Origin of the sequence: Thioclava sediminum (assembly GCF_002020355.1) — a bacterium.
Lineage (GTDB): Bacteria > Pseudomonadota > Alphaproteobacteria > Rhodobacterales > Rhodobacteraceae > Thioclava > Thioclava sediminum.
In genome coordinates, this window is record NZ_MPZV01000001.1 from 105,232 (window position 1) to 131,015 (window position 25,784).

The following is a 25,784-nucleotide window of genomic DNA, read 5'->3' on the forward strand; positions in this document are numbered from 1 at the left end:
GCCCATGCTCGCTATCCTCGCAGACAGAACCTATCGCCATCTCTTCGCCGCGCAGATCGTAGCGCTTCTCGGCACCGGGCTCGCCACGGTGGCGCTGGGGCTGCTGGCCTATGATCTGGCCGGGGACAAAGCGGGGATGGTTCTGGGCACGGTCTTCACGATCAAGATGGTCGCCTATGTCGGCATCGCGCCGGTGGCAGGCGCCTTCGCCGACAGGGTGAACCGACGGGCGCTTCTGGTCACGCTCGACCTTGTCCGCGCCTGCGCGGCGCTGGCACTGCCCTTCGTGACCGAGGTCTGGCAAGTCTATGTGCTGATCTTCCTCCTGCAATCGGCCTCCGCCGCCTTCACCCCGACATTTCAGGCGACGCTGCCGGATGTGCTGCCGGAAGAAGAGCGCTACACTCGAGCGCTTTCCCTGTCCCGACTGGCCTATGACCTTGAGAATATCGTCAGTCCCACGCTCGCGGCGCTGCTGCTCGCGGTGATGAGCTATAACAGCCTGTTTCTCGGCACGGTCGCGGGGTTTGCGGGCTCGGCCCTGCTGGTGGTGTCGGTGGTACTGCCGAACCCGCAGGCGGCAACCCGTCGCGGCATTTACGACCGGACCACACGCGGCATCCGGATCTACCTTGCGACTCCCCGGCTGCGAGGGCTTCTGGCAGTGAACCTCGCCGCGGCGGCTGCAGGCGCGATGGTGCTGGTGAACTCGGTCGTGCTGGTGCGCGGCGGGCTCAACCTCTCGGACAGCGATCTGGCCTGGACGATGTTCGCCTTTGGGGCAGGCTCGATGCTGGCGGCTCTCGGGCTCCCGCGCCTGCTCGAAAGCGTGCCGGATCGCCCGGTGATGCTGTCCGGCGCCGGCGTGATGATCGCCGCCCTGCTCGGCCTTGCCGTGGCGATCTCGGCGGTCGGGCTGAGCTGGCCCTTGCTTCTCGCTGCATGGCTGGCGACGGGCGTCGGATATTCAGCGGTGCTGACACCGTCAGGCCGCTTGCTGAAACGCTCGTCCCATTCCGAGGACCGTCCCGCGCTCTTCGCCGCGCAGTTCGCGTTGAGCCATGCCTGCTGGCTGGTGGCCTACCCGCTGTCGGGCTGGCTGATGACCGAATTCGGCGCGGTCCCGGCACTGCTCGGGCTGGCGGGGCTGGCAGCGCTTGGGCTGATCGTGGCGCTGCGGGTCTGGCCCTCCGGCGATCCGGTCACGCTGGAGCATCGTCACGACAATCTCTCGCCGGATCATCCGCATCTTCAGGGCCAACGCACGCATCGCCATCCGCTGGTGATCGACGATCTTCACCCGTATTGGGGCACCCGCTTCTGAAGCTCAGGCGGTCGCGAGCGACAGTCGCACGAGACCGCACCGACGACCAGACAGAGTCTTCGCGGCAGATCGAAAATTTCAGGGTAACATTTTCACCGTGCAGCAATCGGTCTTCTGCCGCAGGAATTATTAACGGCCACTTTGGGCCGTTCGCAGCACCTGAAGGGAAGGACGGAAAGCTGACATTCGCTGCGCTTCTGCCGAATGTCGGTTTTCTGCTGTTCAGCGACATCTCGTTCTTCTGGCTGCGACGCGGTCAAGCACCTCAACTTGCCGCGTGATCGGGGCGTGCGCGGCCCCACTGGGGCCACGGTCCCCTCACACCGTGACACTCTCTTCCGACTTGTGTCGTTTCGCAGCCATTCTGATCCTCCGTTTTCCTGAACATAACGGCGGATCCCTTGGTTGGGGGAGGATCGAAGGACGCATTCGCGCTGTTCCAAACCGCCCCGCCCATGCGATGCTGACGCCGAGATGCGGATCGCGAGCCTCAATACCCAAAACATGCGCCTGCTGCCGAACCGGGAGCTGGGGCGGCTGCATGGGGCTTGGGACAGCGACGACCCCGAAGACCCGCGCCTCGATCCGATCGACCGGCGGCTGACGGCGGAACTGCTCGCCGGGATCGACGCCGATCTGGTCGCGCTGCAGGAGGTGTTCGACCTCGCGACGCTGGAGCACTTCCACGCGCGCTACCTGCTGCCCACCGGCACGCGGCCTTACCCCGAGCGGGTCTGCCTTCCGGGCAATGACGGGCGCGGGCTCGATTTGGCGGTGCTGTCGCGCCGCGCGCTGGGAGCGGTGCGCAGCCATGCCGCTCTGACGCCGGGCGATCTGGGGCTGGAGTTGCCCGAGGGCGTCGATCCCGAAATGCCGGTCTTCCGGCGCGATTGCCTGATGGTCGAAGCGGGCGCACTGACGCTGTTCGTGACGCATTTCAAATCGCCCTACCCCGACGAGGCCGCCGCCTGGCGCACCCGGCACCTTGAGGCGCTGGCGACGCGGGCGCTGATCGAGCGGCACTTCGACGATCCGGCCAAAGCGCTCTGGCTGATCCTTGGCGATCTCAACGAACCCGACGACCCCGAGCGCCCCCTGCCCCGCGCGACCGCGCCGCTTGAACACGGGTTCAGCGTGGATCTGATGGCGCGGATGTCGCGCCCCGAGCGCTGGACCTATTACGACCCGCATTCGGGGCGCTACCATTGCCCCGATGTGCTGCTCGCCTCGCCTGCGCTGGCCGCGCGCTACCCCGATGCGGTGCCGCGCATCCTGCGCAAAGGGCTGGGCACCGAGGCCGCCCGCTATCAAGGTGAGCACCTGCCCGGCATCGGCCGCCACCGCCCCCATGCAAGCGATCACGCGGCCGTTGCGATCGACCTGCCGGGGCTGTGATGCGCGGCTAGAGCTCGCAGCTCTGGTGCAGCTCGGGCATCACGACTTTCGCCGGGTCGAGCCCTTTCGCGAAAGCCTCCATCGACTTTTTCTCACCATGCACGAGGAAGATCTTTTCCGGGTGGCGGGTGCGAGCCAGCCAGCGCTTCAGATCGCTCTGGTCGGCATGGGCGGAGAAGCCGTTGATCGTGTGGATCTGCGCGCGCACCGGGATCTCCTCGCCGAAGAGCTTCACATGTTTCGCCCCGTCCACGATGATCCGCGCCAGCGTCCCTTCGGCGGCATAGCCCACGAAGATCACTGCACTTTCTTGCCGCGCGAGGTTGTGGCGCAGGTGATGGCGCACCCGCCCGCCCGTGCACATCCCCGAGCCCGCCATGATCACCGCGCCCGAGCGGATCTCGTTGAGCGCGATCGAGTCCTGCGTCTCACGGGTGAAATGCAGTTCGGGCAGCTGGAACGGATCGCGCCCCTTGCGAATGATCTTGGCCAGTTCCGGGCGCAGCGCCTCGTCATGGCGCGCGAAGATCCGGGTCGCGGAAATCGCCATCGGGGAGTCGAGGAACACCCGCAGCGATTTCTCGATCTCGTCCGAGGCCATCCCCTCGCGCAGGAACCACAGCAGCTCCTGCGCGCGCTCCAGCGCGAAGGTCGGAATGATGACATTGCCACCCCGTCCCGTAGTCGCGCGGATCGCGGCGAGGAATTCCGCGATCGAGGCTTCGAGCCCGCGATGGTCGCGCTCGCCATAGGTGGTTTCCATAACCACGACATCTGCATCCTCTGGCGGGTCGGCATCGTTGAGAAGCGGGCGATTGTCGGGGCCCAGATCGCCCGAGAACAGAACCTTTCGGGTGCGTCCATGCTCGGTCAGGTCAAGCCGGATCGAGGCCGAGCCGAGGATATGGCCCGCGTCGAAAAAGGTCGCCTCGATCCCGTCAAACAGCGAGAGCGTCTTGCGATAGGTGGCATTGCGCCCGAACCGATCAACCGCGTCGAGCGCGTCCATTGTGTCGTAAAGCGCCTCACGCGACCCGCCGCGCCGCCCGTGGCGGTGATGACGGCGCGCCTCTTCCTCTTGCAGATGCGCCGCGTCGAGCATCACCAGCCGCGCCAGATCGCGTGTGGCCGAGGTCGCGATGATCTCGCCCTTGAAGCCACGCTTGACCAGAAGCGGCAGCCGCCCGCAGTGATCGAGATGGGCATGGGTCAGCAGCACCATGTCGATCTCCGAGGGCTCGAAACCGAATTTCGCGGCATTGTCCTCAGTCAGTTCCGAGCGCCCCTGGAACATGCCGCAATCGATCAGGATCTTGCGCCCCGCGCATTCGACGAGATGGCAGGACCCCGTCACCTCATGCGCGGCACCGTGAAATAAAATCTTCATCATCTCCTCCCATTGGTTCGTCGATATTGCGACCGAACTGCGCATACCAACGCCCGATATCCTCCCAGATCTCATCGGCAGTTTCGGCATACCAGAACAGGTCGCGATCCTCGGGGTCGATCACCCCCTCCTCCACAAGAAAATCCGGATCGAAGACCCGGCTCCAATAGTCGCGCCCGACAAGGATCACCGGCAACGGGCGGATCTTGCGGGTCTGGATCAGCGTGAGCGTCTCGAACAACTCGTCGAGCGTGCCATAGCCGCCCGGAAACACCACCAGCGCCCGCGCGCGCATCAGGAAATGCAGCTTGCGCAGGGCGAAATAGCGGAAGCGGAAACACAGGCCCGGCGTGATATAGGGGTTGGGGAATTGCTCGTGCGGGAGCGTGATATTGAGCCCCACCGTGCGCGCGCCCGCATCATGCGCGCCGCGATTGGCGGCCTCCATCATCCCCGGCCCGCCGCCGGTGACGATCACCAGCCGGTTGCCATGCGTGCCCTCGCGTGCGCCGACGATCTGTCCGAAAGCCCGGGCGACGTCGTAATAGCGGCTTTTCGCGACGATGCGCCTGGCGATCTCGACGCGGCGGGTCAGATCGTCATTGCTCGGATCGGCCGCGCTGCGGGCCTCCATATCGGCCAGCTTCTCGCGCGCGGCCTGCGGTTCGGGGATGCGGGTGCCGCCGAAGACCACGATGGAATGGGCGATGCCCTGTTCGCGCAGCAGCGTCTCGGCCTTCTGGTAATCGAGCTGCAGGCGCGGGCCGCGCATCTCGTCGCGGTTGAGGAAATCGACATCCTCATCGGCCTGCAGGTAGTTCGGATGCGCCATGATCTCGCGGATCAGATCGGGGGCGCGGACATCTTCGTGGCCGGGCTTGGGCTGGCACCACGGCAGATCGACCTCGCGCGCCACGTCATCGGCGGGCCGGGGCTTGGCACGCTCCTCTTCCATTGTCTCCGACATCGGCTCCTCCTCGATTACCGAACCGGCAGTCTTGCAGTGGCAAGCTTGACGATCTCCTCGGCGCAGGCAAGTCGAACCTTGCGATACAAGTCCACGGTGAAAAACCTTCGAACCCTCCCTGTCGCCAGAAAGTGGCAAAAGTGGACGGCTTCTACGCCGCCCGCGGCCGGAGCATCCCGCCGCTACCGTGGCCGACTATTGCTCCGCCGTTCTCACGCAGCGTTCTCACAAAAACAGATGTCAGCTTAGGGCCGACCGCTACCCGCTCGGTGGCCTGGGCGGAGAGCCGACCTTCGCTGCGCGTCTCTCGAAAGTCCGCTCACGAGAAAAACGAGACTTTCCCACCATCATAAGACCTGCGACCAAGAGGTTGAACATTCGTCAACTGTTGGCCGCTATCCATGTCTGGTCCATCGGCCAAGCTCTGGAAAGCCGGGGCACGCCGACATGACCGTAGAGCAGAGACAACTGCCAGCCTGCCTCGGACGGCGAGCGCTTTTTCTGATGCGTGAGATAAAGGGCCGCGGCCAATCCTGTGCGATCTGCACCGGCTTTACAGTGGACCAGCAAGGGTTTCGGCGCGTCGGCCATGGCGGCTTCTAACGCGGCGATGCGCGCGGGGCTCAGGACCTCGTGATCGGACATTTTAAAGTCGATCAGCGTCAGCCCCAGCCGCTGCGCTGCGGCTTTCTCTTCGTCATACCACGCCTGTCCCGGATGAGCTCCGCGCAGGTTGAGAACCGACCGGATGCCGTCCTTTTCCTTGTAGGATTTCAGCCGCTCGGCCGTCGGCTGGTTCGACCGATAGAATTCGCCAGCCACCACGGTGTGGAAATTTCCAGTCACCTGAAGATATCCGAAATAGAGCACCAGCGCCGCGAGCGTGCCGAGCAATACGGTGCCTACGATCTGCGCGATTTTACGGAGTTTCATTGCCTCTGCCTCCCTCTGCGACCCCGCGAAGCGGGGCCGCGATCCGATCGTTTCGGGATCAATCCGCCTGTTCGGCGCCACCGGCGTCTTTCTTGACGCCCTGCGTCACCGCGGCAGAGCCCGGAAGCTGCAGGCTCACCTCGACCTGTTTCGCCGATTGCGCGGTAGTGTAGATCGAGTTCGGGTTCGCGCGCAGATGCCCCGGCTTGCCGCTGTCATCGACATGGATACGGGCCGAGCCATTGGCGGGAACCGTCACGTCGGGATGCAGGATATAGGCCTCCTTCGCGCCGCTATCGGCATCGGTGATCGTGTAGAAAAGGGTGAAGCCGCTCAGCGGTTTGGCGCTGTCGTTGACCAGCTGGATTTCGAGGTGATCGGGCGCATCCGTATGGGTCGCGGGGTCGACATTGTTCTCGACCAGCAGTTCTCCGATATGGAACGGCGCGGCGGTGCCCCCGGGCTGGATCGGGCTTTGCGCCACAACCGGGTCCTTGTCGGCCAGATCGTTCTGCCCGTCGCCGTCGGTGTCGGGGTTCCGCGGATCGGTGTGCAGCAGCGGCTCGGCCATATCGGGCACACCATCCTTGTCGGTATCGGTCTGCGCGGCTTGGGCGCCGCCAGCGGCGAGCATCAGCAGCACGGTGAGGGTGGAAAGAGTCTTGTTCATCGTCAGGTCTCCTTGGTCAGACGATCGGCACGGATCGGACGCAGCAGGACGAGCCCGCCGAGGCCGAGGGTGAAGAGAATGAGGAACCAGGCATCGCCCTTCTTGTCGGCCCAGATCGGCCCGAGAGCTTTGCCGGTGTAGATGTCCTTGATTCCGAGCACCGCGAAGGTGAAGCGCTCGTAATGCTTGGTCACGGACGAGACCTCGATCCCGTTGCGGATGGTCTCGTAGGTGGCGAAGCCCTGCTTGATCCTGGTCTGCTCAGCCTTCGGGATCGAAAGCTGCGCGAAGACGCCGCCCGCGACCTGATTGTCGGGGTCCATCGTGTCGCCGATCTGCGGCGCCACCAGCACCACCAGAAGCCACAGCGCGAAGGCGTAGAGCAGCCCGCTAGCGGGGCTTTTGAGCCAGAGACTGAGGCCGAAGCCCACCGCGAAGATCGCGCTGAGATAGAGCGTCGAAGCCCCCCAGGTGATCGCGAGCCGCAACAGGTCATTCGCCCCGATGCCGATGCCCGAACCAAGCGCGAGCACTACGGCGCAAAGCGCGAAGACGAAGGCCAGCGCGGTCGCCATCAACCCGGCCCCGCCTAGCAGCTTCGCGGCGAGGAACTGCCAGTTCGAAAGAGGCCGCGTCAGGATCAACGCCAGCGTCTGGCGCCCGCGCTCTTCGACGGCGGCGCGGTAGCCCGCGATCAGCGCGATCACTGCGCCCATGATCTCGATCTGCTCGATCGTGCCGCGCATCAGCTTGAGCGGGTAGAATTCGGGCGCCGCGATCGACCCGAGGCTTTTGCCGAGCGCCAGAAGCTGCTGTTTCGCGGCCATGTAGGTGGCGACATCGGTGCGCATCGCGACCGTCCCGGTGATCAGCGAGATCAGCGCGGCTGCGACGAGCGCCAGGGTCGCGGCCAGCAGGAAACGGTCGCGCAGCGCGATCCGTGCGTCCTTGAGCGCAATGGTGGGAATAGCGGAGAGATCAGGCATCTGGGCCTCCCTTCGTCATGTCGAGCTTGAGGCATCCGCGCAGCGCATAGAGGCCGGAACCCGCAGCGAAGAGCATCATCACGACCAGCGGGGGCACCGCGCCGCGCGGCGGCAGCCCGTCGGGCAGATAGCCCATCAGCTCCGCGCCGAGATACTTGTAGGCTTCGGCCAGAGAGAACGGCCCGAGCAGCATCGCGGAGAGGTCGAAGATCGTGGATTGCGGCGCGGGTGCGAGCGCCGAGATCGGGTTGATCGCAGCGGTGGGCAGGATGTTCCCGGTCAGCGCGGGCCAGACGAAGGTCAGCACCAGCCACACGACCGTCGGCACCATCAGCCCCACGGTTTCGCTGCGCGCCCGCGCCGAAGCGCCGATCGCGATCAGCCCGAAGGTCATCATGTAGAGCCAACCCAGAGAGAAGAACGCAGCGAGCCGCGCCCAATCCCCGGGGCCGAGATGCACCGAAGGCAGGATGGCGAGGGTTGCAGCCCCCACCACACCCGCAAGCGCCGCGAGACCGCCGACGGCCAGCGCCAGCGCCGAGACCTTGCCCCGCGCGTAATCGAGCCGCTCCAGCGGGCGCGCGCCGATCAGCGGCAGCACCCCGGCCCGACGGTCGGTCTCGACCATCCGGTAGCCGATCACGATGGCCGAGAAGGCGCCGATCAGGCTGATATAGATCGTGAGATTGCGCAGCAGCGCCAGCGGCGAGCCTTGCGTGACCGGGTTCGACGGCACCGGCTTGCCATTGGCTTCGAACCAATGCGTGGCGCTCGCGTAGATCGCGTCGACCGTCGAGGTCGCGGACCAGCCCAGATAGGCCGAAACCAGCACCAGCGCGGCGAACAAAGCGGCCACCAGCGCGATCGTCCGCTCGCGCGCAAGTGCGGCGAGCGCGTGGCGGCGTAGGATCGTGGAGGGTGTCATGCCGCGACCTCGCGATCCGGCACCACCGAGAGGTAAAGCTCCTCGAGGGCCTCTTCCGAGCCGTAGCGCGCGTTTACCGTCTCGATCGTGTCGTGGAAGACCAGCTGGCCATGCGACAGCACGCCGATGGAGGAACAGGACCGCGCCACCTCGCTCAGCAGGTGGGTGTTCATGAAGATCGTCATGCCCTGCCCGTTCAACCGCTCGAGCACCTCGCGCAGTTGGCGCACCCCCATCGGATCGAGCCCCGAGGTCGGCTCGTCGAGGAACAGGACCTGCGGACGGTGGACGATGGCCTGCGCGAGCCCGACCCGCTGGCGCATCCCCTTGGAGAAGGTCGCGATCCGGCGGTCGGCGAGGTCCGTGATGCCGAGGAACTCCATCACCTCCTCGACGCGGTCGCGGGCGTCCTCGATCCGCGAGAGCGCCGCGAAGAAGCGCAGGTTCTCGCGCGTGGTGAGCGTATCGTAGAGGCGGACGTTCTCGGGCAGGTAGCCGATGGCGCGGCGCAGCGCGATGCGGTTATGCGCGAGGTCGCAGCCGGCAACGCTCGCCGTGCCGCCGCTGGGCTCCATCAGCGTCGTCAGAAGCCGGATCGTCGTCGTCTTGCCCGCACCGTTATGGCCGAGAAATCCGAAGATCTCGCCACGGCCAATGTCGAGGTCGAGCGGCTGGAGCGCGGTGAAATCGCCGTAGCTCAGGGTAAGCCCCCGCGTGCTGACGGCTGGTGTGTCTGTTTGCATCTCTGGGCACCTCCTTTTGATGTTGAGAGGAGCTTGCCTGCCGCGATCCGGATCGAATTCGCCCGTTTCTTACAAATCCGTGAGAAGCCGGGTTTCTGGCTTGGCCGGAACGAAAAACCCTCCGCCCCGGACGGTCGGGACGGAGGGCCACGCGGCACACGATCTGGAAAGGGAGTCAGACGCGCCTGCGTTTCACAGTCATCGCGGCGACGGTGATCGCGATGACGGCAAGGAAGCCGAGGCTGGTGGGAATGGTGCCGAAGCCCAGCCCGCCATACTCGGTGGGCTGCGAGAGAAGATCGCCGAAGGACGCGCCCAGCGGGCGGGTGAAGATATAGCACAGCCAGAACGCCCAGAGCCCATCGAGCTTGAGCGCGGCATATCCCGAAGCGAGCGACGCGATGATCAGCCCGAAGAGGATGCCGGTCGCGAGATAGCCGATGCCGAATTGCTCCGATATCAGATCACCGACCGCTGTACCGAGCGCGAAGGTGAACAGGATCGCGAGCCAGTAGAACCCTTCGCGCCGGGCCGTGTAGACCTCGTGGATCGAAAGCGTGCGCTCGGAGGCGAACCACGCCGCGAAAGTCGCGCCCAGCAGGATCGTGAACCCGATCGTCGAGTCGATCAGCGGAATCCCGAGATTGTCGGTCATGTTGTCGGTGATCAGCGTCCCCACGATCGAGATCAGCACCACAGCCGACCAGTAGACCGCAGGCACGTAGCGGCGCTGCGCGAATTGCCAGCGGATCACGAGGGCGAGGATCGCGGTCATCAGGATCGTCGTCGCGGTCAGGCCGAGGCCCAGATTGACAGCCAGAAAGTCGGCCGCCGTCTCGCCCATCGTCACCGCCATCAGTTTGATGAGCCAGAAGCCCGGCGTGACTTCGGGAACGCGGCTGACCGGATTGGTCAACTCTTCGTCGGGGTAGATGAAAGTCTGTTGGTAGCTCATGATGCGCCTCAGTTGTTCAGCATTGCCAGCGCCTGCGCCGAGAAGGCATCGGCGCGGGTGTCGTCATCCGCGTTGCAGCGCTCGAGCGCTTTCGCCTGAAGATCGGAGACCGCTTGCGGCGCGGTTTTGCCGCCGAGCGTATCTCGCACTTGCCCGATCATCGCCTCGCAGGGCAGCGCATGGCCGGTCTTGTCGGTCACCGCGATGCCCGCGACTTTCTGCACGGCCCCGACTTCCGAGGGCACCGGATCGGCAAGCGCCGTCTGCAGCCCGTCAAGGCTCTGCATCACGCTCTTCGCGTTCGGCGACTTCGTTCGCAGGGCGGCGAAAGCCTTGTCCGCCGCCCCGTCGATCACGCCCCAGGCCGAAGGATCGGCCTTGCGCAGCTTGGCCGCGTTCTTGTCCCAAAGGGTCTCCAGATCGGTGATGCGTTTCTCTGCGGCGGTGAACTCGCCTTTCTCGGCAAGCGACTGTGTATCACTCACGATCGTCTCGTAAGGGCTCATATCGCCGAGGCTTGCAGCTTGCGGCGCGGAAGCGCCCGGCGCTCCCGTACTCATGGCCATTTCGACCATTGAAAATGACGCGACCGGCACCGCGATCAGCGCGGCGGAGAGAAGCAGGTTTCGCATAAGGTCCTCATTGCTTGCGATGCATCCACATCGATGCCGCCAGCAATCCCCTGCGGAAGGACGAAGCGTTTTGCGCCCGTCTTACGAATTTGTAAGAAATCGCACAGACCTTGCGGAGCCGCCCGTGACAATCCCGGTCCGTTATCGAAGGATGGTGCGATGAAAATCCTGATTGCCGAAGACGATGCCGAGACCGGAGACTACCTGCGCAAGGGGCTGACCGGCGAAGGTCATGCCGTCGACCTGCTCCGCGACGGACGCGAAGCGCTGACCCAAGCCACCGCGCAGAGCTACGATCTGTTCATCTTCGACCGGATGATGCCGGGGCTCGACGGGCTGGCCCTGCTCAAGGCGTTGCGCGCGGCGGAGATCGCCACGCCCGCCATTCTGCTGACCGCGATGGGCAGCGTCGAGGATCGCGTCGCCGGGCTGCGCGCAGGGGCCGACGACTACATGGTCAAGCCCTTCGCCTTCGTGGAACTGCTTGCACGGATCGATACGATCGCGCGCCGCCCTGCCCTCAAGGCCGAGGTGACCGAACTGGTGCAGGGCGACCTGCGGCTCGACCTTCTCGCCCGCGAGGCGTGGCGCGACGGCCAGTGCATCGAATTGCAGCCGCGGGAATTCATGCTCTTGAAGCACTTCATGGAACGTCCCGGCCGGGTCCAGACCAAGACGATCCTGCTGGAGGCGATCTGGGACATCCATTTCGACCCGAAAAGCAGCGTCGTCGAGACCCATATCAGCCGGCTGCGCGGCAAGATCGACAAGCCTTTCGCGACCGCCTACCTGACCACGCTGCACGGGATCGGCTACGTGTTCGAGGCCTCGTGATGCGTGCATTCACTTGGTCGATGCGCTTCGCCATCGCGATTTCCACGGTCTTCGCGTTCGCGGCACTCGTCGCGGGCGGCGTGTCCTACGTTCTGCAATCCAAGGAAATGAGCCTCCGCCTCGAGGGCGAGGTCCGCGCCGATACCGAGGCGCTCGCCCTCTCCGCCCGAGGCGCTGACATGCAGGACCTGAGCGAGCAGATCACAGCGCGGATGACGACGAGCCGCGACGGCGCGAATATCGTGACCTTCGTGCCGGCCGATGGCTCTGACGCACTTGGCAATGTCCGCGTCGCCGCCACGTTCGAAGGTACGCGACACCTCGAACCGGGGGCCGGGCTGACGCTGCTCGACCCACCCAGCGCGAATGTCCCCGAAGGTTACGTCACCTTCGGGATGCAGCTTCCGTCAGGTTGGCTGATGACGGGGCGCGACGATGCGTGGCTGCGCGAACAGGGCGAAATCCTCGCCACGAGCTTCGGCTGGGGGCTCGGGCTCGCGCTTCTGCTGTCGATCAGTTTTGCGGTCTTCATCGCGCGGCGAAACGAAGCGCGCATCGACCGGATGGAGCAGGTCCTTCACGCGGTCGGCGAGGGCCGCCACGGATTGCGCATCCGCGACGAAGGCGATGACGACGTGGCGCGTCTGGCGCAAAGCGTGGATGAGGCGCTCGACCAGTTGGAGGCGGGGATCGCGTCGATCCGGCAGGTCTCGACCGATGTCGCCCATGACCTGCGCGCGCCACTCGCGCGTTTGCGGCTTCGGCTCGAGCCGGTGGCATTGGATGCGTCCTTGCCGTTGGCGCAGCGAGGCGAGATCGGGAAAGCCCTGAGCGATCTCGATCAGGTCTCGGAAACCTTCGACGCGATCCTGCGCCTGTCCCGGATGCAGGCCGGAATGGTCGAGATCACGCGCGTGCCCGTCAATCTCACGCAGCTCTGCCAAGATGTCGCGGAAATGCTCGGCGCGGGTGCAGAGGATGCAGGGCAGGAATTGGCGCTCGATCTGCCCGAGGACATTTCTATCGAGGGCGACCGCGAGCTTCTGTTTCAGGCGCTCGTGAACCTCGTGGACAACGCGCTTCGCTACAGCCCGTCCCCGGCGCGGGTCTCGATAGGCGTGCACGAGGCAAGCCAGAATGTCGTGCTGAGCGTGACAGATAACGGCCCCGGCATCCCGGACCGCGATCTGGCGCGGGTGCGCGAACGTTTCGTCCGCCTCGACCAGAGCCGCAACACCCAAGGCAGCGGTTTGGGCCTGAGCCTCGTCGACGCCATCGCGCAGATACACGGGGGCGAGCTGCGCCTGCAAAACCTCGAACGCGGCCTGCGGGTGGAGATGCGCTTTCCGATGTTGTGATTGGTGAAATGTGCCACGCAAATGACGCTCTAGCAGCGACGGGACAAACGCGGGTGTCATGCACGCATTCACGCGTTTCTCGGTGCGCCCGCCCGACCCATGACTTTCGCGGCTGGGACACGGTTTCGCGAGCTTTCTTTCCCGCCTTCGCCGCCGCCACACCTTCAGATTACCCCACGACAGCAAGGCAGGGTCTTTGCCGGAAACCTCAGGGGCAGCACAGGGCCAGACGCGGGAGGAATGAGACATGATTTCAGGACTGATGGGAGCCATCGCGGGCTTTATCACCCATGCGATCAGTTCCATGGGCTATGCCGGGATCGCTGCGCTGATGGCGATCGAATCCGCCTGTATCCCGCTCCCATCGGAAGTGATCATGCCGTTCTCGGGCTATCTCGCCTCGAAAGGTCAGTTCTCGCTGCTTTTGGTCGCCACCGTTGGCGCAATCGGCTGCAATATCGGGTCGACCCTCGCCTATTTCGTTGGTGCTTACGGCGGTCGCCGCGCCGTCGAACGTTGGGGGCGATACATTTTGCTCAGCCAATCGGATCTGGACCGGGCCGATCGCTGGTTCTCCCGCTATGGCAGTGCCGCGGTCTTCGTCTCGAGGCTCTTGCCGCTGGTGCGGACCTTCATCTCCCTCCCGGCCGGAATTGCTCGGATGCCGTTCTGGAAGTTCCAGATCTACACGTTCATCGGATCTTGGCCCTGGTGCCTCGTCCTCGCCTATGTCGGCCTCAAGCTCGGCCAAGCGTGGGACAAAAGCCCTGCCCTGCGCAACACGATGCACGCCCTCAATGGCGTGGTGCTCGTTGCGATCCTGATCGGGGTCGGCTTCTACGTCCGGCGCTTTTTCAAAGGTCGTGAGGCGTAACTGTTCGGTGCAGCCGCGTAGTCCAGCGAACTGACGCGATGCTCAAGGGTGTCTGGAGGGTATCGCGGCCACGGCTATCGTAGCCTTCTGGACCTGTTCTCCGGCGCCAACCATGTTGAACCCCATGGGCGGCATTTGACCCGGATCGTCCATTGAATTGTCGCCCTTGTCCCAGAGCGACACCTTCACGCAGGACCTACATCAGTCCAAACTGCAAGGCGATGGCAACAGCCTCCGCTATGGTCCGTGCCCCGAGTTTGCGGCGGAGATTGGCGCTATGCAGATCGACTGTCGGAATGGCGATGTCGAGATCATTGGCGAGTTGGTCCCGCCTGCGGCCCCGGATAATTCCCTGAAGAACGTCCCGCTCGCGTGGCGTGAGCCGCATCTTCTCACGTGGGGCCGCGACCAGATTTCGTATTCCATCCTCTTCCTCGCTCGTCGCGATAACCCAGACCTTCCGGCCCCCGTCAGTTCGCGGCAGCAGGTTCAGCCTCAGTTTCGGAATAATTCGCCCGTCAGTCGCGCGCATTTGAGGTAGGTCGAGCGAGCCTGCCTGGCTCTTCACCGCATCTGTCGAACGTCCGATGGCTTGGCGCAAAACCCCATGCATCGGCCCGCGTGACCGTAATTTCCGTTCGAAGTCGAGCACCAGAAGCGGATGAAGATCGAGCAGCAGCTCGGCCACGCCATTCATCCGCACGAGCCGCCCTTCTTGGTCGAGCTCGAAGATCGGGGCGTCGTCGAGCAGGCTACGGTCGGGCGCGGTGACCTGCTGGATACTGGCGCGATGCAGCTCCCGACGGATCTTGTGCAGCCGTTCCAGATCCTGGACATGCAAACCGAGAGTCTCCACCTCGGGATCGGTGAAATCGCCCCCGCGCTTGCCTTTGTGGAAGGCCGTAGCGACCAGACCGTCGCGGGTGCTCTGCATCATCGCGAGACACCAGTAGCGATCGACACCGTTCTTCACGATGAAATCGTTATACATTTCGCTGCGCTCGAACTCCTGTGCGCTTACGTGGTTCGACAAACGAAACAGGCCTGTGCCGCACTTATCCGGCGTACCGTGCGCCAACCACGGATCGTGACCCTCGAACGAATTGTAATCGAGATTGGCATCCGCCTGCGTTCCGGCGGTAACTTCCCGATAATCGCCGGGATGGAGCCAGATGAAGACAGCGGACGGGATGCCGATCACCTGCGCGAGCATGTTTGGCAGCGCGGTGAAAAGCTCGTCATCGAGCGCGGCATCGTAAATTTCGTGATGCGATATGAAACGTGGCATTGTGTCAGGTCAGCCGGCGCGGTCGGGTCAAATCTAAAATTGCGTGCGTTTCTCGGAAAACGACGCGCCGCGGATCGAAACTCGGCATGGAACCCCCAAAACTCTTCAAATCAAAGCGAACCGGACCGCCGAGCAATGCGCCGAAAAAACACCGAAGCTAAAATGCTCACCGATTAACATTCGACATAGATGCCGAATTTCGTTCAAAAATCAAGCTTTAGGGACAAAGCGCAATCAACCGAGTTCGTCGTGTAGAGCGCGACATTCGACCGGGTGCGCCGCGCGCTGCAGGTGATCCGGGGCGTTTGACCGAGGATTTTCGCTCGTTTCAACTCGAGGCTCAGCCCGAGGCTCGCGGTCCGGTCCCGACGGTGCACTCCGACGATCGGAAAGGCGGCGTCGTAGCGGCGCTCCCCGTAACTGAGCGACAGCCCCCCACGAACTCCGTCGAAAAGTGGTCGATCGAAGCCCACGCGCAACTCAGCGCCGGAATAGCGATGGTAGTCCTTTCGCGGCAAGGCGCGTTCCAGCCGCAGGCCATAGCTCAGGGCGCTACGTTGCCCCAATCTCGTTCGGCGCGCGAGGTCCACGAAATATCTCGGGCCCGTCAGGTAGGGTTTCTCGCTGTAGCTGGCATACTCCCCGTCCAGCCGGAAAACCGTGCGCCCGCCCCCTACGGACCGCCACACTTTCGCGAACCGCACTCCGCGTGTGAGGTTGTCCGACGTGATATCCTGCGACCCGCCGCCATAGCGCCGGTCGCGCAAAAACGCCTCGACCGACCAAGGCGCACCCCCACCGAGATGCTCGTAGCGCAGGGCGAGCCCGGGTTCCGAATAGCGCAAAATCGCGGTGTGATACCAAGCCCCCGCATAGGAGGCGCGCAGGCGGAGGCGATGCCCCGGGCGCGGCTGAACGAACCAGTCAAGGTTCGCGCCATAGCCGAGCCCGACCCCGGAAGTCTCGTTGCCGCCGTCGTTGATCAAGAACGTGCCGAAATCGGTCACCAGATACCGTTCGGAGGCAACGTGATCGACATTGCTGCTCGGCAAGATCGAGGCCGTGGCGGAAAAGCGAAACGGGTGGGCTCGATCCAACGCCTGCCATGCCGCGAGAAGCGCCGCTTCGTGCTTTGGATCCTTGGCGAGCGCGTAACGCAGGAACGCTTCGTTGCGGCGAACGGAGCCAAGCTTGGTGAAGCTCTGCTCCAACCCGGTTTGCGCAGGGGTGAATTCCGGATGGCGCGCCGCGATTTCTCCGAAAATCAGAAGCGCCCGCCCCGGTTTGCCCTGCGCGAGCTGCGCATTCGCCACGCCGAGCCAATCCGATACCGTCTGTTCCGCAAAGCTGCGCGACGGTGAGAGCAGACAGACGACAAGCGCGAAGGCGAGCCAGATCAGGAGGAAGGAAGAACGGTATCGCATCGCGCTTGTCGTTTGCCTCTCGGCGAGACGGAAAGAGACCGGGCGCAGAACGCCCGGCCTGTGCAGGAAAAGCCCCGCCTTAGTTCTCGGTGGCGTAATAATTGCCGTCGACGTTCTGGACGTCAGAGCCGTCAGTCATCGTCCCGGAGATATCGCCCACCGCAGTCAGCGTGCCCGCGTCGTCATAGAAACTGCCGGTCATATCCAGAGCGAAGTCGGCGCCCGCAGAGGAGCCATCCGACATCGTGCCCGTCGCGGTCGCGCTCATGTCCGAGCTCGAAACCGTGCCCGCAACGTCGAGCGAGCCTGTCACATCGGCTTCCTTGGTCAGGACATCTCCGCTATAGATGCCGAAATTGGACCCTTTGCCGGTCAGCGTCCCCGCGTCAAAATCGACATCCATCGCCAGTTCCCCCATCACGGTCGTGGTCGGGTCGTCGGGATTGACGTTGCTCACGCCCATATAGCCCGACATCGACGCCTGCCCCGTCGGCACAGTCGTTGTCAGGTCGCCCGTACCGATCCTGTCCGCGTAGTCGGAATAGGTTGCTTCGACGTTTTGCGCCTCTGCCGAGGTCAGCGCCGCGGAAGACCCGTTGCTGCTGTTACATGCGGCCAGCGCAAGACAGGCGGCTGACGCCGCGAGCGCGAATTTCAATGTCATGAGAATACCCCGATTTATTGGTGTTTTGTCACGGCCCAAACACACGAACCGATCACGCGCATTTCACGTCACAGCCCCCCGCGCGCGCAATCTATGAGAAACTATAGGGTTCAGCGCGATCTTGGCTTGGCCGCCGCGAAATCGTTCAACGTAATGCAGCAAGCTGCGCCAATGCTTCAGGAACAGACAAACGCGAAAGAGCCTTTTGACAGCCTCAATCTCCGCAATAGTCATGCAGTGATCCAACTGTTAATGGGACCGAAGCATCATCCAAAGTCGACGAGAACATCCGGAAGCCGAACCGAGATAGACAATTCGAAGCTGACCTTCGCCGCTCAGGCCATAGATGTCCGCTAAGGGCCGAGATTTCCCCTCTCGCCAAAGGGGGAGCATGGATATTAGCTGCACCCGGCGCGAATGGCCGGTCCCATGCTCAGACAGTTTGGGCAGTCCGCCGCATGACGTGCCTTCCCTGATCACCATGCAAGCGGGCGGAGCAGGCGTAAACTCGGCGAGCAATCTTCTTCGTCCGTTTCTCATAAAATGCTATAATTCGCCGTGTCCCCAAGGATTTCGACGGGGACGAAGGAAATCTGGACCGCAGGGAGCGAGGCTCGGCGATGGAAGCGACAACGGAACGACATCACATCGTCGGCGGCGGTATCGCGGGTCTCGCCACGGCGGTCTTTCTGCTACGCGACGCGGGCGTGGATGGCGCGGCGGTCCATGTCTACGAACAACTCGGCACCGCGGGCGGTTCGCTGGACGGATCGGGCGATGGCGAGGACGGGTATCTCGTCCGCGGCGGCCGGATGTTCGAGGAGCATTTCGCCTGCACGTTCGATCTGCTCGGCTCGATCCGCTCGGCGGACGATCCCGTCGTCTCGGCAGCACAGGACATCTTCGCCTTCAACCGCATGGTGCCCGGCTCGGCCAATTGCCGCATCGTGCGCGACGGCAAACCGGCAGAGGACCGCTATGACCTAACGCTCACGGCGCAGGACATCGTCGATATCAACCGCCTGATCCTGCATCGCGAAAGCTCGCTTGGAGCCCAGACGATCGAGGACTGGTTCCAGCCCACCTTTCTGGACAGCAACTTCTGGCTGATGTGGTCGACGATGTTCTCCTTCCAACCGTGGCATTCCGTGGTCGAGATGCGGCGCTATCTGCGACGGTTCATCCATCTCTTTCCCGGCTTCACCCGGATCGCCGGCATCCTGCGCACCCGCTACAATCAGTATGACTCGCTGATCGCGCCAATCGTGAGTTGGCTGCGCGACCGAGGCGTGCAAATCGTCACCGGCACGCAGGTCGTCGACGTGCGGATCGAGGGCTCACGCCAGGACCGCCGCGTCAGCGCGCTGGCCTTTTCCAGCGGCGAGGAAGTGCAGGTATCCGGGACCGACAAGGTCTATCTCACGCTCGGGTCGATGACCGATGGCTCGGTGACGGGGGCGAACGATCGCGCGCCCAGCCGCGATGACCACGAGGGCGGCGCCTGGACGTTGTGGCGAAAGTTGGCGGCGGAACATGAGGGCTTCGGCCGCCCGGAGGTGTTCTGCGGCGAGACTGACAAAACCGCGTGGCATTCCTTCACGGTCACGCTCGACAGCCCCGATTTCTTCGAGTTTATGGAGGATTTCACCGGCAACCGCACAGGCACGGGCGGGCTCGTGACCTTCGCGGATTCGGGCTGGACGCTCTCGATCGTGCTCTTTCACCAACCCCATTTCCGCGGCCAGAAACACGGCACCTATGTCTTCTGGGGATATGGGCTGCGCGGGGATCGGCCCGGCGACTTCACCACGAAACCGATGTGGGAGGCGACCGGCGACGAGATCCTGACCGAGCTGTTCGGCCATATGGGCCTGACGCCCGAACAGCAGGGCTGGTTCAAGACCGCCCGCGTGATCCCCTGCCGGATGCCATTCATCACCAGCCAGTTCATGTCGCGCCAGCCCGGGGATCGCCCCAACACCCGGCCCAGCGGCGCCAGCAACTTCGCGATCATCGGGCAATTCTGCGAACTCCCGCGCGATTGCGTCTTCACGGTGGAATATTCCGTCCGCTCGGCCCGGGCCGCGGTGGCGAGCCTGACGGGACGGATCACACCTCCCCCGCCGGTCGCACGCACGGACCTCGACCCCAAAGTGCTCTTCAACGCCGCGCGGGTGCTGATGGGGATGTAGCCCTTCAGAACGCGCGGCCTGTGACCGATGCCGGCTCGGTCTGCCACAGCCGTCGATGACGCGCGGAGCGGAACGGCGACGCGGCTCAGGAGGCCAGCTTCTTCTCTGCTGCAAAGGGGCTGAGGCCCAGCCATTTCTGCATCGAGGCCACCACGTCTCGGGACCCGATAAGGTCGAGCTTGCGGGCGGCCTTCGACACGGTCGTGAGGCCCATCCAGATCTCTGTCATCGTGCGCAGATCCGTCGTGACGAAGAGGTCCACATCGAAGCCCGGATCGACCTGACACAGATCGACATCGCCGCTCGCCTCCACGATCAGCCACCACGAGGATTTTGACGCCGCGAGCTCGGGGAAGTGGAAATTCAGGATAGTCCGGCCCGGAGGAAGCGGGGAAGGATCGAGATTGCGGCGCATGTCCCACATCAGCAGCGACACATCGAGCCGCTCCAGAGACGGCTCGGATTCCACCCATTTCTGCCCCCAGATCCCGAAGGCCTCGACGAGCGGCAGCAGGTCCTTTCCCGCATCGGTCAGAAGGTAGTCGACCGCTTGAGTGCCCTCGACCGGATGCCTCTCGACGATCCCGGCTGCCTCCAGTTCCCGCAGGCGCTGCGCAAGCAGTGTGCGCGACATGCGCGGGACACCTCGCCTAATATCGTTGAAGCGGGTCGATCCGGCCACGAGTTCGCGCACGAGGACCATCGTCCACCGGGTGCAGAGGATTTCGGCGGCCATCGCGACCGGGCAAAACTGAAAATAGCTGGCGTTGGACATCGGAGATCTCCTCCATGGCTTTTCCCAGCATAGCGCAAATTGCGCTTCTTGTATCCAACTCTGTGCCCACACCCTGTGCCCGAGCGGGCCGGTCCAGTTTCGCCACTGGTTTGAGACTCGCGGCGCGCTCATCCTTTCAGAACCGCAAACAATCGAACGCGGCAGACGCGCGAGGGGTGGATCGCGTCGCTGTGCGCCATGATCTCACTGGGAGGACGACATGTCGGATATCATTGAAATGAACGGGCTGGACGGCACGCGCAAGAAGATCACCGGCGCGGACCGGGAGACCCTTGGAGCCGCTCTGCGCGGCAAGGCCCTGATCGAGGGAGATGAGGGCTATGACACCGCGCGGTCGATCTGGAACGGGATGATCGATCGCAAACCGGGGCTCGTCGTGCATGCGATGGGAGCCAGCGACATTCAGGCCGCGGTCGCCTTTGCCAAGGATAAAGGGCTGCGGATGGCCGTTCGGTCCGGCGGTCACCAGATTGCCGGTCTCGCAGTCGAGGACGGCTCGCTGATGCTGGATCTGTCGGGCATGCGCTCGGTTCACGTCGATCCTGAGGCCGGGACCGTCCGGGCCGAGCCGGGCGCGACACTGGGCGATGTCGATCGCGAGTCGCAGGTGCATGGGCTTGCCGTGCCTGTCGGCGTGAACTCGACAACCGGGATCGCTGGGCTGACACTTGGTGGCGGCTTCGGCTGGATCACCCGGAAATACGGGATGACGGTCGACAACCTCTTGTCGGCCGACGTGGTGCTGGCCGATGGGCGTTGCGTCAAGGCATCGAAGACGGAGCATCCGGACCTTTTCTGGGCACTGTGCGGCGGGGGCGGGAATTTCGGGGTGGTGTCCTCCTTCGAATTCCAGGGCCACGCCATCGGCACCGAGGTTCTGTCCGGTCTCGTCATCCATCCCTTCGCGGAGGCGGCCACTCTGCTGCCGAAATTCCAGGAAATATGCGACAAGGCGCCGGACGAGCTGACGGTCTGGTCGGTCCTGCGCAAGGCGCCGCCCCTGCCCTTCCTGCCTGAAGACTGGCACGGGCGAGAGGTGCTGATCTTCGCGGCCTGCTACGTCGGCGACATGGCCAAGGGCGAAGAGGCGATGCGCGAGCTGCGCGCCCTCGGCACGCCCATTGTCGATGTGATCGGCCCGCATCCCTTCACCGGCTGGCAGGCGGCCTTCGATCCGCTGCTGATGCCCGGCGCGCGCAACTACTGGAAGAGCCGGGATTTCCTGAAGCTCGGCCCCGGCACGATGGAGGCGATACTCGGCGCGGTCGAGGAGCTTCCCGATCCGCAATGCGAGATCTTCATCGCCCATGTCGGCGGCGCGATGGCCCGCGTCCCGTCCGACGCGACCGCCTATCCGCAGCGCGACAGCCACTTCACCATGAACGTTCACACCCGCTGGGACGACCGGGCGAAGGACAAGGCCTGCATCGCATGGGCGCGCGATCTGTTCAACGCAACGGCAGCGGATGCGGCGCCCAGTGTCTACGTGAACTTCCTGCCAGCGGATGACGCGGATCGCCTTGCCGAGGCCTATGGCGGCAACCTCAACCGGCTGCAGGAGATCAAGGCGCGCTACGACCCCACGAACCTCTTCCGGGTCAACCACAACATCCAGCCGCAGCGTGTGCAGCAGGCCGCGCAATGAGCCCTCATCCCGGGCGCAAGCCAGCGCCCGGGGTCCAAGCTGCAAACAGTTCGGATAGCGAACAAGGAGCAAGAACGATGGAACAGACCCTCTACGACCGGCTGGGCGGAAAGCCCGGGATCAAGGCGCTCGTCGACGATGTCCTCGAGGCGCATATGGTAAACCCCGCAATCAGCGCCCGTTTCCTGCCATACCGCGAAAGACCGGACGACCTGAAAGACGCCAAGGCCCAACTCTGCGCTTTCTTCGGCGCAGGCAGTGGCGGCCCCGAGCAATATACCGGGCGCGACATGGTGGCGGCGCATCGGGGCATGAATATCAGCACCGGCGAATACATGGCCGCAATCGACGACATCATGTCGGTCCTCGCCGCGCATGAGATCGACGAGATGACCCGCAAGGACGTGCTGATGATCGGCTACTCTCTCAAGGGCGACATTACGAACCAATGAACGTGTCGGACGGGGTGGCTGTGTCGTCAATATTCGGACGCAGCTATGGGAACCTCGCTGCCTTTTTACGCTCCGGTTAGTCGGCACTGACACTCTGCGTGCCAAGCTCAGGCGACCAATACCTCGAAGTATTGGTGTTTCGACTCCAATTCGGCTGGCACCTTCTGGCTGGCCGGAGCTAATCTCGAGATGAGCTAAGAACACTTGGTGAACGCAGCCAAGCCAACCCTTCTGTCAAGCCGAGCGATTTTTCGGCTCGATAGCGTGATCGGACTACCGAAAATACCTTGCCGCGCCGAAATCGAACACCCATCCTTAGGACATCCAACTGTGGCAAAAACCACGGGACTACGCAGAAAACCCTTAACGACTTCAACTTCTTAAGACTGAATCCAAGACAGCCCCGTTCCCTGCCGCCGGGGCCAAATCTCTCGCAAGAGACTGACTTCAGAGAGAAAAGCCCAGAGTTCGCTCCGGGCTTTCTTTTTTCACTTCCCGAAGGCACAAACGCGGCACGCTCCGAGGCACATTTGCGGCACGGAGCAACGGAGCCGCGCCGGTGGCTTATTGCGCGTCGCGCGCCGCTTGCACCGCTTGCATCCGTTCCGGCCATGTCGATCGGATGAAGCCCAGTATATCGAGGATCTGCGCGTCATCGAGCGTTCCGCCGAAACCCGGCATCCCGCTTGGGAAATCGGCGACCCCGCGCGCGGCCAGCGCATCCGCCCCGCCCTGTTTGACGTAATCGAACAGCAACGCGGTCTCGTGGTGCCATGTGTGGCCGGTTTCGTCGTGCGGCGGGGCGGGCAGGACGCCATCGGGTCCCGCCTCGCGCCAGTCCGGCTGACCTTCGAGATTGGCACCGTGGCAGCTCGCGCAGTTCTGCGTATAGAGTTCCTTGCCCGCCGTGATGTCGCGCCCGTCGAGCAGACTGGCGGCTTGCGCGCCCCCTGCCCCGAGCGCGATCACGACAGCCAGACCTACGGCTTCAATTCGCATCGCCGCTTACTCCCGATACTCGTCGTGGCACTCCTTGCAGGTCACCCCGAGCTTGACGAGAGCAGGTCCAAGCGCCTGACGGGACTCGATCGGCTCCGAGAGCGAATTGGCCGCTTCCTCCAACGCCTGCGCCTGACCGCGGAAGTCATGGAATTCGTCCCAGATCGACGGATGGGCCTCGGATTTCGGGTCCTGCGCCTCGGGCTCGAAAAGCACCGGAATCTGTCCCGCTTCCTCTTCGATCCGGGTGATCGCGCGCCGGACCTTCTCGGCTTCGAAGTCTCTCTCCCCTTTCGCCATCGTGCTGAGAAGCTTCATCTCGGTCCCGAGCCGCTTCATGCCTTCCATCCGAGCGAGAACCTGCGGGTCCTCCACCCCGCCATGCGCGAGCGCCATCGGCGCCCAGCCGAGCAGGAAAAGGGTCGTCATCAGGGGTTGTTTCACAGTCACTCCTTTCAACGTCATCTCAGGTCACGTCGATCCAGGACGACATGCCCGCCGCCGCATGGGCGAGCATGTGGCAATGCAAAAGCCATTTGCCGGGGTTGTCGGCGGTGAACGCGATCTCGTGGCTGCGTCCGGCGAAGGTCAGCACCGTGTCGCGCATCGGACCGAGGCTTCCATCCTCGAGCACCTCGCGGAAATGCATCCCGTGCAGGTGCATCGCATGCGGGAAGGCCGTGTCGTTGACGAAGCGCAGCCGCACCGGCTCGCCCTTGGACAGACGCGCAAACGGCGTATCCCCCGGCCCGGCCTTACCGGCGAGCGTCCAGAAATTGCCGCTCTGCATCAGCCCCTGCATCTGGTTGCGCGACATCCGCCCCATCGCGCCGCCTTCGATCTTCATCTCCAGCAGGCGGGCCTGCGTCAGATCGGTCGGGGCCATGTTCGGATTGGGCGGCAAAGGCGCAGGCGCGTCGCGCCGCGTGCGGCTTGCCTCCCCGGAAATCTCGAACGCGATCTGGCTGTGCCACTGCTCGTCATTGCCCAACCGTTCGATCGCTGCTTGAGCCCCATCGCCGGTTACATCGACGATCAGATCGACGCGCTGCGCGGGCGCGAGGACCAGTTCCTCGGGAATGGGTTCCGGCGCGGGCAGCGGCATCCCGTCCAGCGCCACCTGCCAGCCCGAGAGCCCGGTCAGCCGCAGCACGAAGATCCGCGCATTGGCCGCGTTGATCAGGCGCAGGCGCAAGCGCTCGTGGCGTTTCGCCGTCACGGTCAGGGCGTAATGCCCGTTGGTCCCCACCAGATTGCCGAAACGCCCACCGTGGCTGAGATCCATCGGATGGGTGAAATCCGGCTCCAACTGCGCGGTGTCGGGATCGAGCAGCCAATCGTCGAGCAGCAGCACCTCGTCGCGATCGACATCCGGCGCGTCGGGCTCCTCGATGATCAGCGCACCCGAGAGGCCGCGCGCGACCTGCTCCATCGAGTTCGTATGCGCGTGATACCAATAGGTGCCCGCATCCGGCACAACGAATTCATAATCAAAGGTCTGGCCGGGCGGCACGGCATCCTGCGTCAGCCCCGCCACGCCATCCATCGCGTTGTCGATGCGGATGCCGTGCCAATGCACCGAGCTTGGCACGTCGAGCTTGTTGACGAAGCGCCGTTGCAGGCTCGCGCCCTGCGGCACCCGTAGCTGCGGCCCCGGCAGCGTGCCGTCATAGGACCAGACCTCGGTCTGCGGATAGCCCTCGGGGGCAATCTGGGCCATCGCGCGCTGCGCGGTCAACGGCGTCGGGGCGGTTGCCGCGTTACCCATGCGCGCCGTCAGCGCCGTGGCCCCCATTCCGGCAAGGACCGCGCGGCGGGTCAGTTGGAAATTCTGCATCTCACTCGATCCCGTTCGCGCGCTGCAATTCGCGCACGTAAGTGACGATATTGGCGACATCGCCACGGGTCAGACCCTCCTGCGGGGGCATGTTGCCGAACTTCCAGTGATGCGCGCGCACGCCCGCCTGAACGGCGGCCTGAAAGGCCATGTCGCCGTGATGGGACGGTTCGTAAATCTTGTGAACAAGCGGCGGACCAAAGCCCATCTTGCCGGTGGCATTCGCGCCGTGACAGGCCGCACAGGTCGCGTCGAAAGCGCGTTTGCCCATCTGGGCCTGTTCGGTCAGGGAGGTCGGCAAGGTGATCGAGACGAGCGGATCGCCTTTGGCAGGCGTGGCCGCCTCGGCCTCGGTCGCGGTGTCGGGTTGCATCACGAGCCAACCGCCCGCAGCGAGGGCCGCGACGACGGCGGCAGAGAGAATATAGCGTTTCATGGAGTATCCTGTTCGATCATGCGCCCGGGCTCGGGACGCGACAGACGAGCCCCCTCAGGGGCCAGTGA

25 protein-coding genes are annotated in these 25,784 nt (G+C 64.0%); 8 read left to right on the forward strand and 17 right to left on the reverse strand.

The features are described 5' to 3' along the window. Nucleotides 1-4: 4 nt before the first annotated feature. The gene (locus BMI91_RS00340) at nucleotides 5-1,324 is read left to right on the forward strand and encodes an MFS transporter (protein ID WP_078603587.1); all 1,320 of its coding nucleotides are present in this window, start codon (nucleotides 5-7) and stop codon (nucleotides 1,322-1,324) included. 504 nt (nucleotides 1,325-1,828) lie between these two features. Continuing rightward, nucleotides 1,829-2,719: an endonuclease/exonuclease/phosphatase family protein gene (locus BMI91_RS00345; RefSeq protein WP_244176521.1), complete on the forward strand. Its 891-nt coding sequence runs from the start codon at nucleotides 1,829-1,831 to the stop codon at nucleotides 2,717-2,719. Between the two features lie 7 nt (nucleotides 2,720-2,726). Here the strand turns inward: BMI91_RS00345 and BMI91_RS00350 are convergent, their stop codons facing one another. From BMI91_RS00350 to BMI91_RS00390, 9 genes are all read right to left on the reverse strand, one after another. Further along, nucleotides 2,727-4,106, reverse strand: a complete 1,380-nt coding sequence (locus BMI91_RS00350) for an MBL fold metallo-hydrolase RNA specificity domain-containing protein (RefSeq protein WP_078603589.1) — start codon at nucleotides 4,104-4,106, stop codon at nucleotides 2,727-2,729. Continuing rightward, nucleotides 4,075-5,073 (reverse strand): LOG family protein, encoded by a 999-nt coding sequence (locus BMI91_RS00355; protein WP_078603590.1) that lies wholly within the window; start codon nucleotides 5,071-5,073, stop codon nucleotides 4,075-4,077. Before BMI91_RS00355 ends, BMI91_RS00350 begins: the two co-directional genes overlap by 32 nt. Before the next feature lie 381 nt (nucleotides 5,074-5,454). Then, nucleotides 5,455-6,006 (reverse strand): fused DSP-PTPase phosphatase/NAD kinase-like protein, encoded by a 552-nt coding sequence (locus BMI91_RS00360; RefSeq protein ID WP_078603591.1) that lies wholly within the window; start codon nucleotides 6,004-6,006, stop codon nucleotides 5,455-5,457. Between the two features lie 58 nt (nucleotides 6,007-6,064). Next, complete coding sequence (locus BMI91_RS00365; protein ID WP_078603592.1) at nucleotides 6,065-6,676, reverse strand: hypothetical protein; 612 nt, start codon at nucleotides 6,674-6,676, stop codon at nucleotides 6,065-6,067. Nucleotides 6,677-6,678: 2 nt separating this feature from the next. Beyond that, the gene (locus BMI91_RS00370) at nucleotides 6,679-7,662 is read right to left on the reverse strand and encodes an ABC transporter permease (protein WP_078603593.1); all 984 of its coding nucleotides are present in this window, start codon (nucleotides 7,660-7,662) and stop codon (nucleotides 6,679-6,681) included. Beyond that, a complete protein-coding gene (locus tag BMI91_RS00375; RefSeq protein ID WP_078603594.1) occupies nucleotides 7,655-8,587 on the reverse strand; it encodes an ABC transporter permease in 933 nt (310 codons plus the stop codon). Before BMI91_RS00375 ends, BMI91_RS00370 begins: the two co-directional genes overlap by 8 nt. Further along, a complete protein-coding gene (locus BMI91_RS00380; RefSeq protein WP_078603595.1) occupies nucleotides 8,584-9,330 on the reverse strand; it encodes an ABC transporter ATP-binding protein in 747 nt (248 codons plus the stop codon). The genes BMI91_RS00375 and BMI91_RS00380 overlap by 4 nt, the downstream gene beginning before the upstream one ends. 175 nt (nucleotides 9,331-9,505) lie before the next feature. Next, nucleotides 9,506-10,285 (reverse strand): COG4705 family protein, encoded by a 780-nt coding sequence (locus BMI91_RS00385; RefSeq protein WP_078570485.1) that lies wholly within the window; start codon nucleotides 10,283-10,285, stop codon nucleotides 9,506-9,508. 8 nt (nucleotides 10,286-10,293) lie between these two features. Beyond that, the gene (locus BMI91_RS00390; protein WP_078603596.1) at nucleotides 10,294-10,917 is read right to left on the reverse strand and encodes a hypothetical protein; all 624 of its coding nucleotides are present in this window, start codon (nucleotides 10,915-10,917) and stop codon (nucleotides 10,294-10,296) included. A gap of 159 nt (nucleotides 10,918-11,076) precedes the next feature. Here BMI91_RS00390 and BMI91_RS00395 point away from each other — a divergent pair, with 159 nt between their 5' ends. The 3 genes from BMI91_RS00395 to BMI91_RS00405 all read left to right on the forward strand — a co-directional run bounded on the left by BMI91_RS00395 (nucleotide 11,077) and on the right by BMI91_RS00405 (nucleotide 13,983). Next, a complete protein-coding gene (locus tag BMI91_RS00395) occupies nucleotides 11,077-11,751 on the forward strand; it encodes a response regulator transcription factor (RefSeq protein WP_078603597.1) in 675 nt (224 codons plus the stop codon). Then, entirely contained in the window at nucleotides 11,751-13,109 is a 1,359-nt protein-coding gene (locus BMI91_RS00400) for a sensor histidine kinase (RefSeq protein ID WP_078603598.1), read from the forward strand. Before BMI91_RS00395 ends, BMI91_RS00400 begins: the two co-directional genes overlap by 1 nt. A gap of 247 nt (nucleotides 13,110-13,356) precedes the next feature. Further along, on the forward strand, nucleotides 13,357-13,983 hold the full coding sequence (locus BMI91_RS00405; RefSeq protein WP_208607934.1) for a DedA family protein: 627 nt from the start codon (nucleotides 13,357-13,359) through the stop codon (nucleotides 13,981-13,983). Nucleotides 13,984-14,179: 196 nt separating this feature from the next. On the opposite strand, the gene BMI91_RS00410 is transcribed toward BMI91_RS00405, so the two are convergent. From BMI91_RS00410 to BMI91_RS00420, 3 genes are all read right to left on the reverse strand, one after another. Beyond that, on the reverse strand, nucleotides 14,180-15,271 hold the full coding sequence (locus tag BMI91_RS00410; protein ID WP_078603599.1) for a LuxR C-terminal-related transcriptional regulator: 1,092 nt from the start codon (nucleotides 15,269-15,271) through the stop codon (nucleotides 14,180-14,182). Nucleotides 15,272-15,474: 203 nt separating this feature from the next. Then, complete coding sequence (locus tag BMI91_RS00415; RefSeq protein ID WP_078603600.1) at nucleotides 15,475-16,695, reverse strand: surface lipoprotein assembly modifier; 1,221 nt, start codon at nucleotides 16,693-16,695, stop codon at nucleotides 15,475-15,477. Nucleotides 16,696-16,774: 79 nt separating this feature from the next. Then, nucleotides 16,775-17,359, reverse strand: a complete 585-nt coding sequence (locus BMI91_RS00420; RefSeq protein WP_078603601.1) for a hypothetical protein — start codon at nucleotides 17,357-17,359, stop codon at nucleotides 16,775-16,777. 620 nt (nucleotides 17,360-17,979) lie between these two features. Here BMI91_RS00420 and BMI91_RS00425 point away from each other — a divergent pair. After that, nucleotides 17,980-19,551 (forward strand): oleate hydratase, encoded by a 1,572-nt coding sequence (locus BMI91_RS00425; protein WP_078603602.1) that lies wholly within the window; start codon nucleotides 17,980-17,982, stop codon nucleotides 19,549-19,551. Nucleotides 19,552-19,636: 85 nt separating this feature from the next. Here BMI91_RS00425 and BMI91_RS00430 read toward each other — a convergent pair whose 3' ends face one another. Beyond that, nucleotides 19,637-20,326 (reverse strand): winged helix-turn-helix transcriptional regulator, encoded by a 690-nt coding sequence (locus BMI91_RS00430; protein WP_078539280.1) that lies wholly within the window; start codon nucleotides 20,324-20,326, stop codon nucleotides 19,637-19,639. 220 nt (nucleotides 20,327-20,546) lie between these two features. Here BMI91_RS00430 and BMI91_RS00435 point away from each other — a divergent pair, with 220 nt between their 5' ends. Both BMI91_RS00435 and BMI91_RS00440 read left to right on the forward strand, forming a co-directional pair. Then, nucleotides 20,547-21,992 (forward strand): FAD-binding oxidoreductase, encoded by a 1,446-nt coding sequence (locus tag BMI91_RS00435; RefSeq protein WP_078603603.1) that lies wholly within the window; start codon nucleotides 20,547-20,549, stop codon nucleotides 21,990-21,992. A 77-nt stretch (nucleotides 21,993-22,069) separates the two neighbouring features. Next, the gene (locus BMI91_RS00440; RefSeq protein WP_078519148.1) at nucleotides 22,070-22,444 is read left to right on the forward strand and encodes a group I truncated hemoglobin; all 375 of its coding nucleotides are present in this window, start codon (nucleotides 22,070-22,072) and stop codon (nucleotides 22,442-22,444) included. A gap of 564 nt (nucleotides 22,445-23,008) precedes the next feature. On the opposite strand, the gene BMI91_RS00445 is transcribed toward BMI91_RS00440, so the two are convergent. From BMI91_RS00445 to BMI91_RS00460, 4 genes are read right to left on the reverse strand one after another with little or no spacing between them, the layout of a single operon-like run. After that, on the reverse strand, nucleotides 23,009-23,443 hold the full coding sequence (locus BMI91_RS00445; RefSeq protein WP_078599093.1) for a c-type cytochrome: 435 nt from the start codon (nucleotides 23,441-23,443) through the stop codon (nucleotides 23,009-23,011). Nucleotides 23,444-23,449: 6 nt separating this feature from the next. Then, nucleotides 23,450-23,887, reverse strand: a complete 438-nt coding sequence (locus BMI91_RS00450; RefSeq protein WP_158522056.1) for a c-type cytochrome — start codon at nucleotides 23,885-23,887, stop codon at nucleotides 23,450-23,452. Nucleotides 23,888-23,909: 22 nt separating this feature from the next. Next, entirely contained in the window at nucleotides 23,910-25,280 is a 1,371-nt protein-coding gene (locus BMI91_RS00455) for a multicopper oxidase family protein (RefSeq protein ID WP_078603604.1), read from the reverse strand. Nucleotide 25,281: 1 nt separating this feature from the next. Further along, a complete protein-coding gene (locus tag BMI91_RS00460) occupies nucleotides 25,282-25,716 on the reverse strand; it encodes a c-type cytochrome (protein ID WP_078603605.1) in 435 nt (144 codons plus the stop codon). Nucleotides 25,717-25,784 lie beyond the last annotated feature (68 nt).

What these genes read in the sequence shown, in the direction of transcription:
- BMI91_RS00340 (WP_078603587.1), top strand. Translation starts at nt 5, where the DNA reads ATGCTCGCTATCCTCGCAGACAGAACCTATCGCCATCTCTTCGCCGCG.
- BMI91_RS00345 (WP_244176521.1), top strand. Translation starts at nt 1,829, where the DNA reads ATGCGCCTGCTGCCGAACCGGGAGCTGGGGCGGCTGCATGGGGCTTGG.
- BMI91_RS00350 (WP_078603589.1), bottom strand. Translation starts at nt 4,106, where the DNA reads ATGAAGATTTTATTTCACGGTGCCGCGCATGAGGTGACGGGGTCCTGC.
- BMI91_RS00355 (WP_078603590.1), bottom strand. Translation starts at nt 5,073, where the DNA reads ATGTCGGAGACAATGGAAGAGGAGCGTGCCAAGCCCCGGCCCGCCGAT.
- BMI91_RS00360 (WP_078603591.1), bottom strand. Translation starts at nt 6,006, where the DNA reads ATGAAACTCCGTAAAATCGCGCAGATCGTAGGCACCGTATTGCTCGGC.
- BMI91_RS00365 (WP_078603592.1), bottom strand. Translation starts at nt 6,676, where the DNA reads ATGAACAAGACTCTTTCCACCCTCACCGTGCTGCTGATGCTCGCCGCT.
- BMI91_RS00370 (WP_078603593.1), bottom strand. Translation starts at nt 7,662, where the DNA reads ATGCCTGATCTCTCCGCTATTCCCACCATTGCGCTCAAGGACGCACGG.
- BMI91_RS00375 (WP_078603594.1), bottom strand. Translation starts at nt 8,587, where the DNA reads ATGACACCCTCCACGATCCTACGCCGCCACGCGCTCGCCGCACTTGCG.
- BMI91_RS00380 (WP_078603595.1), bottom strand. Translation starts at nt 9,330, where the DNA reads ATGCAAACAGACACACCAGCCGTCAGCACGCGGGGGCTTACCCTGAGC.
- BMI91_RS00385 (WP_078570485.1), bottom strand. Translation starts at nt 10,285, where the DNA reads ATGAGCTACCAACAGACTTTCATCTACCCCGACGAAGAGTTGACCAAT.
- BMI91_RS00390 (WP_078603596.1), bottom strand. Translation starts at nt 10,917, where the DNA reads ATGCGAAACCTGCTTCTCTCCGCCGCGCTGATCGCGGTGCCGGTCGCG.
- BMI91_RS00395 (WP_078603597.1), top strand. Translation starts at nt 11,077, where the DNA reads ATGAAAATCCTGATTGCCGAAGACGATGCCGAGACCGGAGACTACCTG.
- BMI91_RS00400 (WP_078603598.1), top strand. Translation starts at nt 11,751, where the DNA reads ATGCGTGCATTCACTTGGTCGATGCGCTTCGCCATCGCGATTTCCACG.
- BMI91_RS00405 (WP_208607934.1), top strand. Translation starts at nt 13,357, where the DNA reads ATGATTTCAGGACTGATGGGAGCCATCGCGGGCTTTATCACCCATGCG.
- BMI91_RS00410 (WP_078603599.1), bottom strand. Translation starts at nt 15,271, where the DNA reads ATGCCACGTTTCATATCGCATCACGAAATTTACGATGCCGCGCTCGAT.
- BMI91_RS00415 (WP_078603600.1), bottom strand. Translation starts at nt 16,695, where the DNA reads ATGCGATACCGTTCTTCCTTCCTCCTGATCTGGCTCGCCTTCGCGCTT.
- BMI91_RS00420 (WP_078603601.1), bottom strand. Translation starts at nt 17,359, where the DNA reads ATGACATTGAAATTCGCGCTCGCGGCGTCAGCCGCCTGTCTTGCGCTG.
- BMI91_RS00425 (WP_078603602.1), top strand. Translation starts at nt 17,980, where the DNA reads ATGGAAGCGACAACGGAACGACATCACATCGTCGGCGGCGGTATCGCG.
- BMI91_RS00430 (WP_078539280.1), bottom strand. Translation starts at nt 20,326, where the DNA reads ATGTCCAACGCCAGCTATTTTCAGTTTTGCCCGGTCGCGATGGCCGCC.
- BMI91_RS00435 (WP_078603603.1), top strand. Translation starts at nt 20,547, where the DNA reads ATGTCGGATATCATTGAAATGAACGGGCTGGACGGCACGCGCAAGAAG.
- BMI91_RS00440 (WP_078519148.1), top strand. Translation starts at nt 22,070, where the DNA reads ATGGAACAGACCCTCTACGACCGGCTGGGCGGAAAGCCCGGGATCAAG.
- BMI91_RS00445 (WP_078599093.1), bottom strand. Translation starts at nt 23,443, where the DNA reads ATGCGAATTGAAGCCGTAGGTCTGGCTGTCGTGATCGCGCTCGGGGCA.
- BMI91_RS00455 (WP_078603604.1), bottom strand. Translation starts at nt 25,280, where the DNA reads ATGCAGAATTTCCAACTGACCCGCCGCGCGGTCCTTGCCGGAATGGGG.
- BMI91_RS00460 (WP_078603605.1), bottom strand. Translation starts at nt 25,716, where the DNA reads ATGAAACGCTATATTCTCTCTGCCGCCGTCGTCGCGGCCCTCGCTGCG.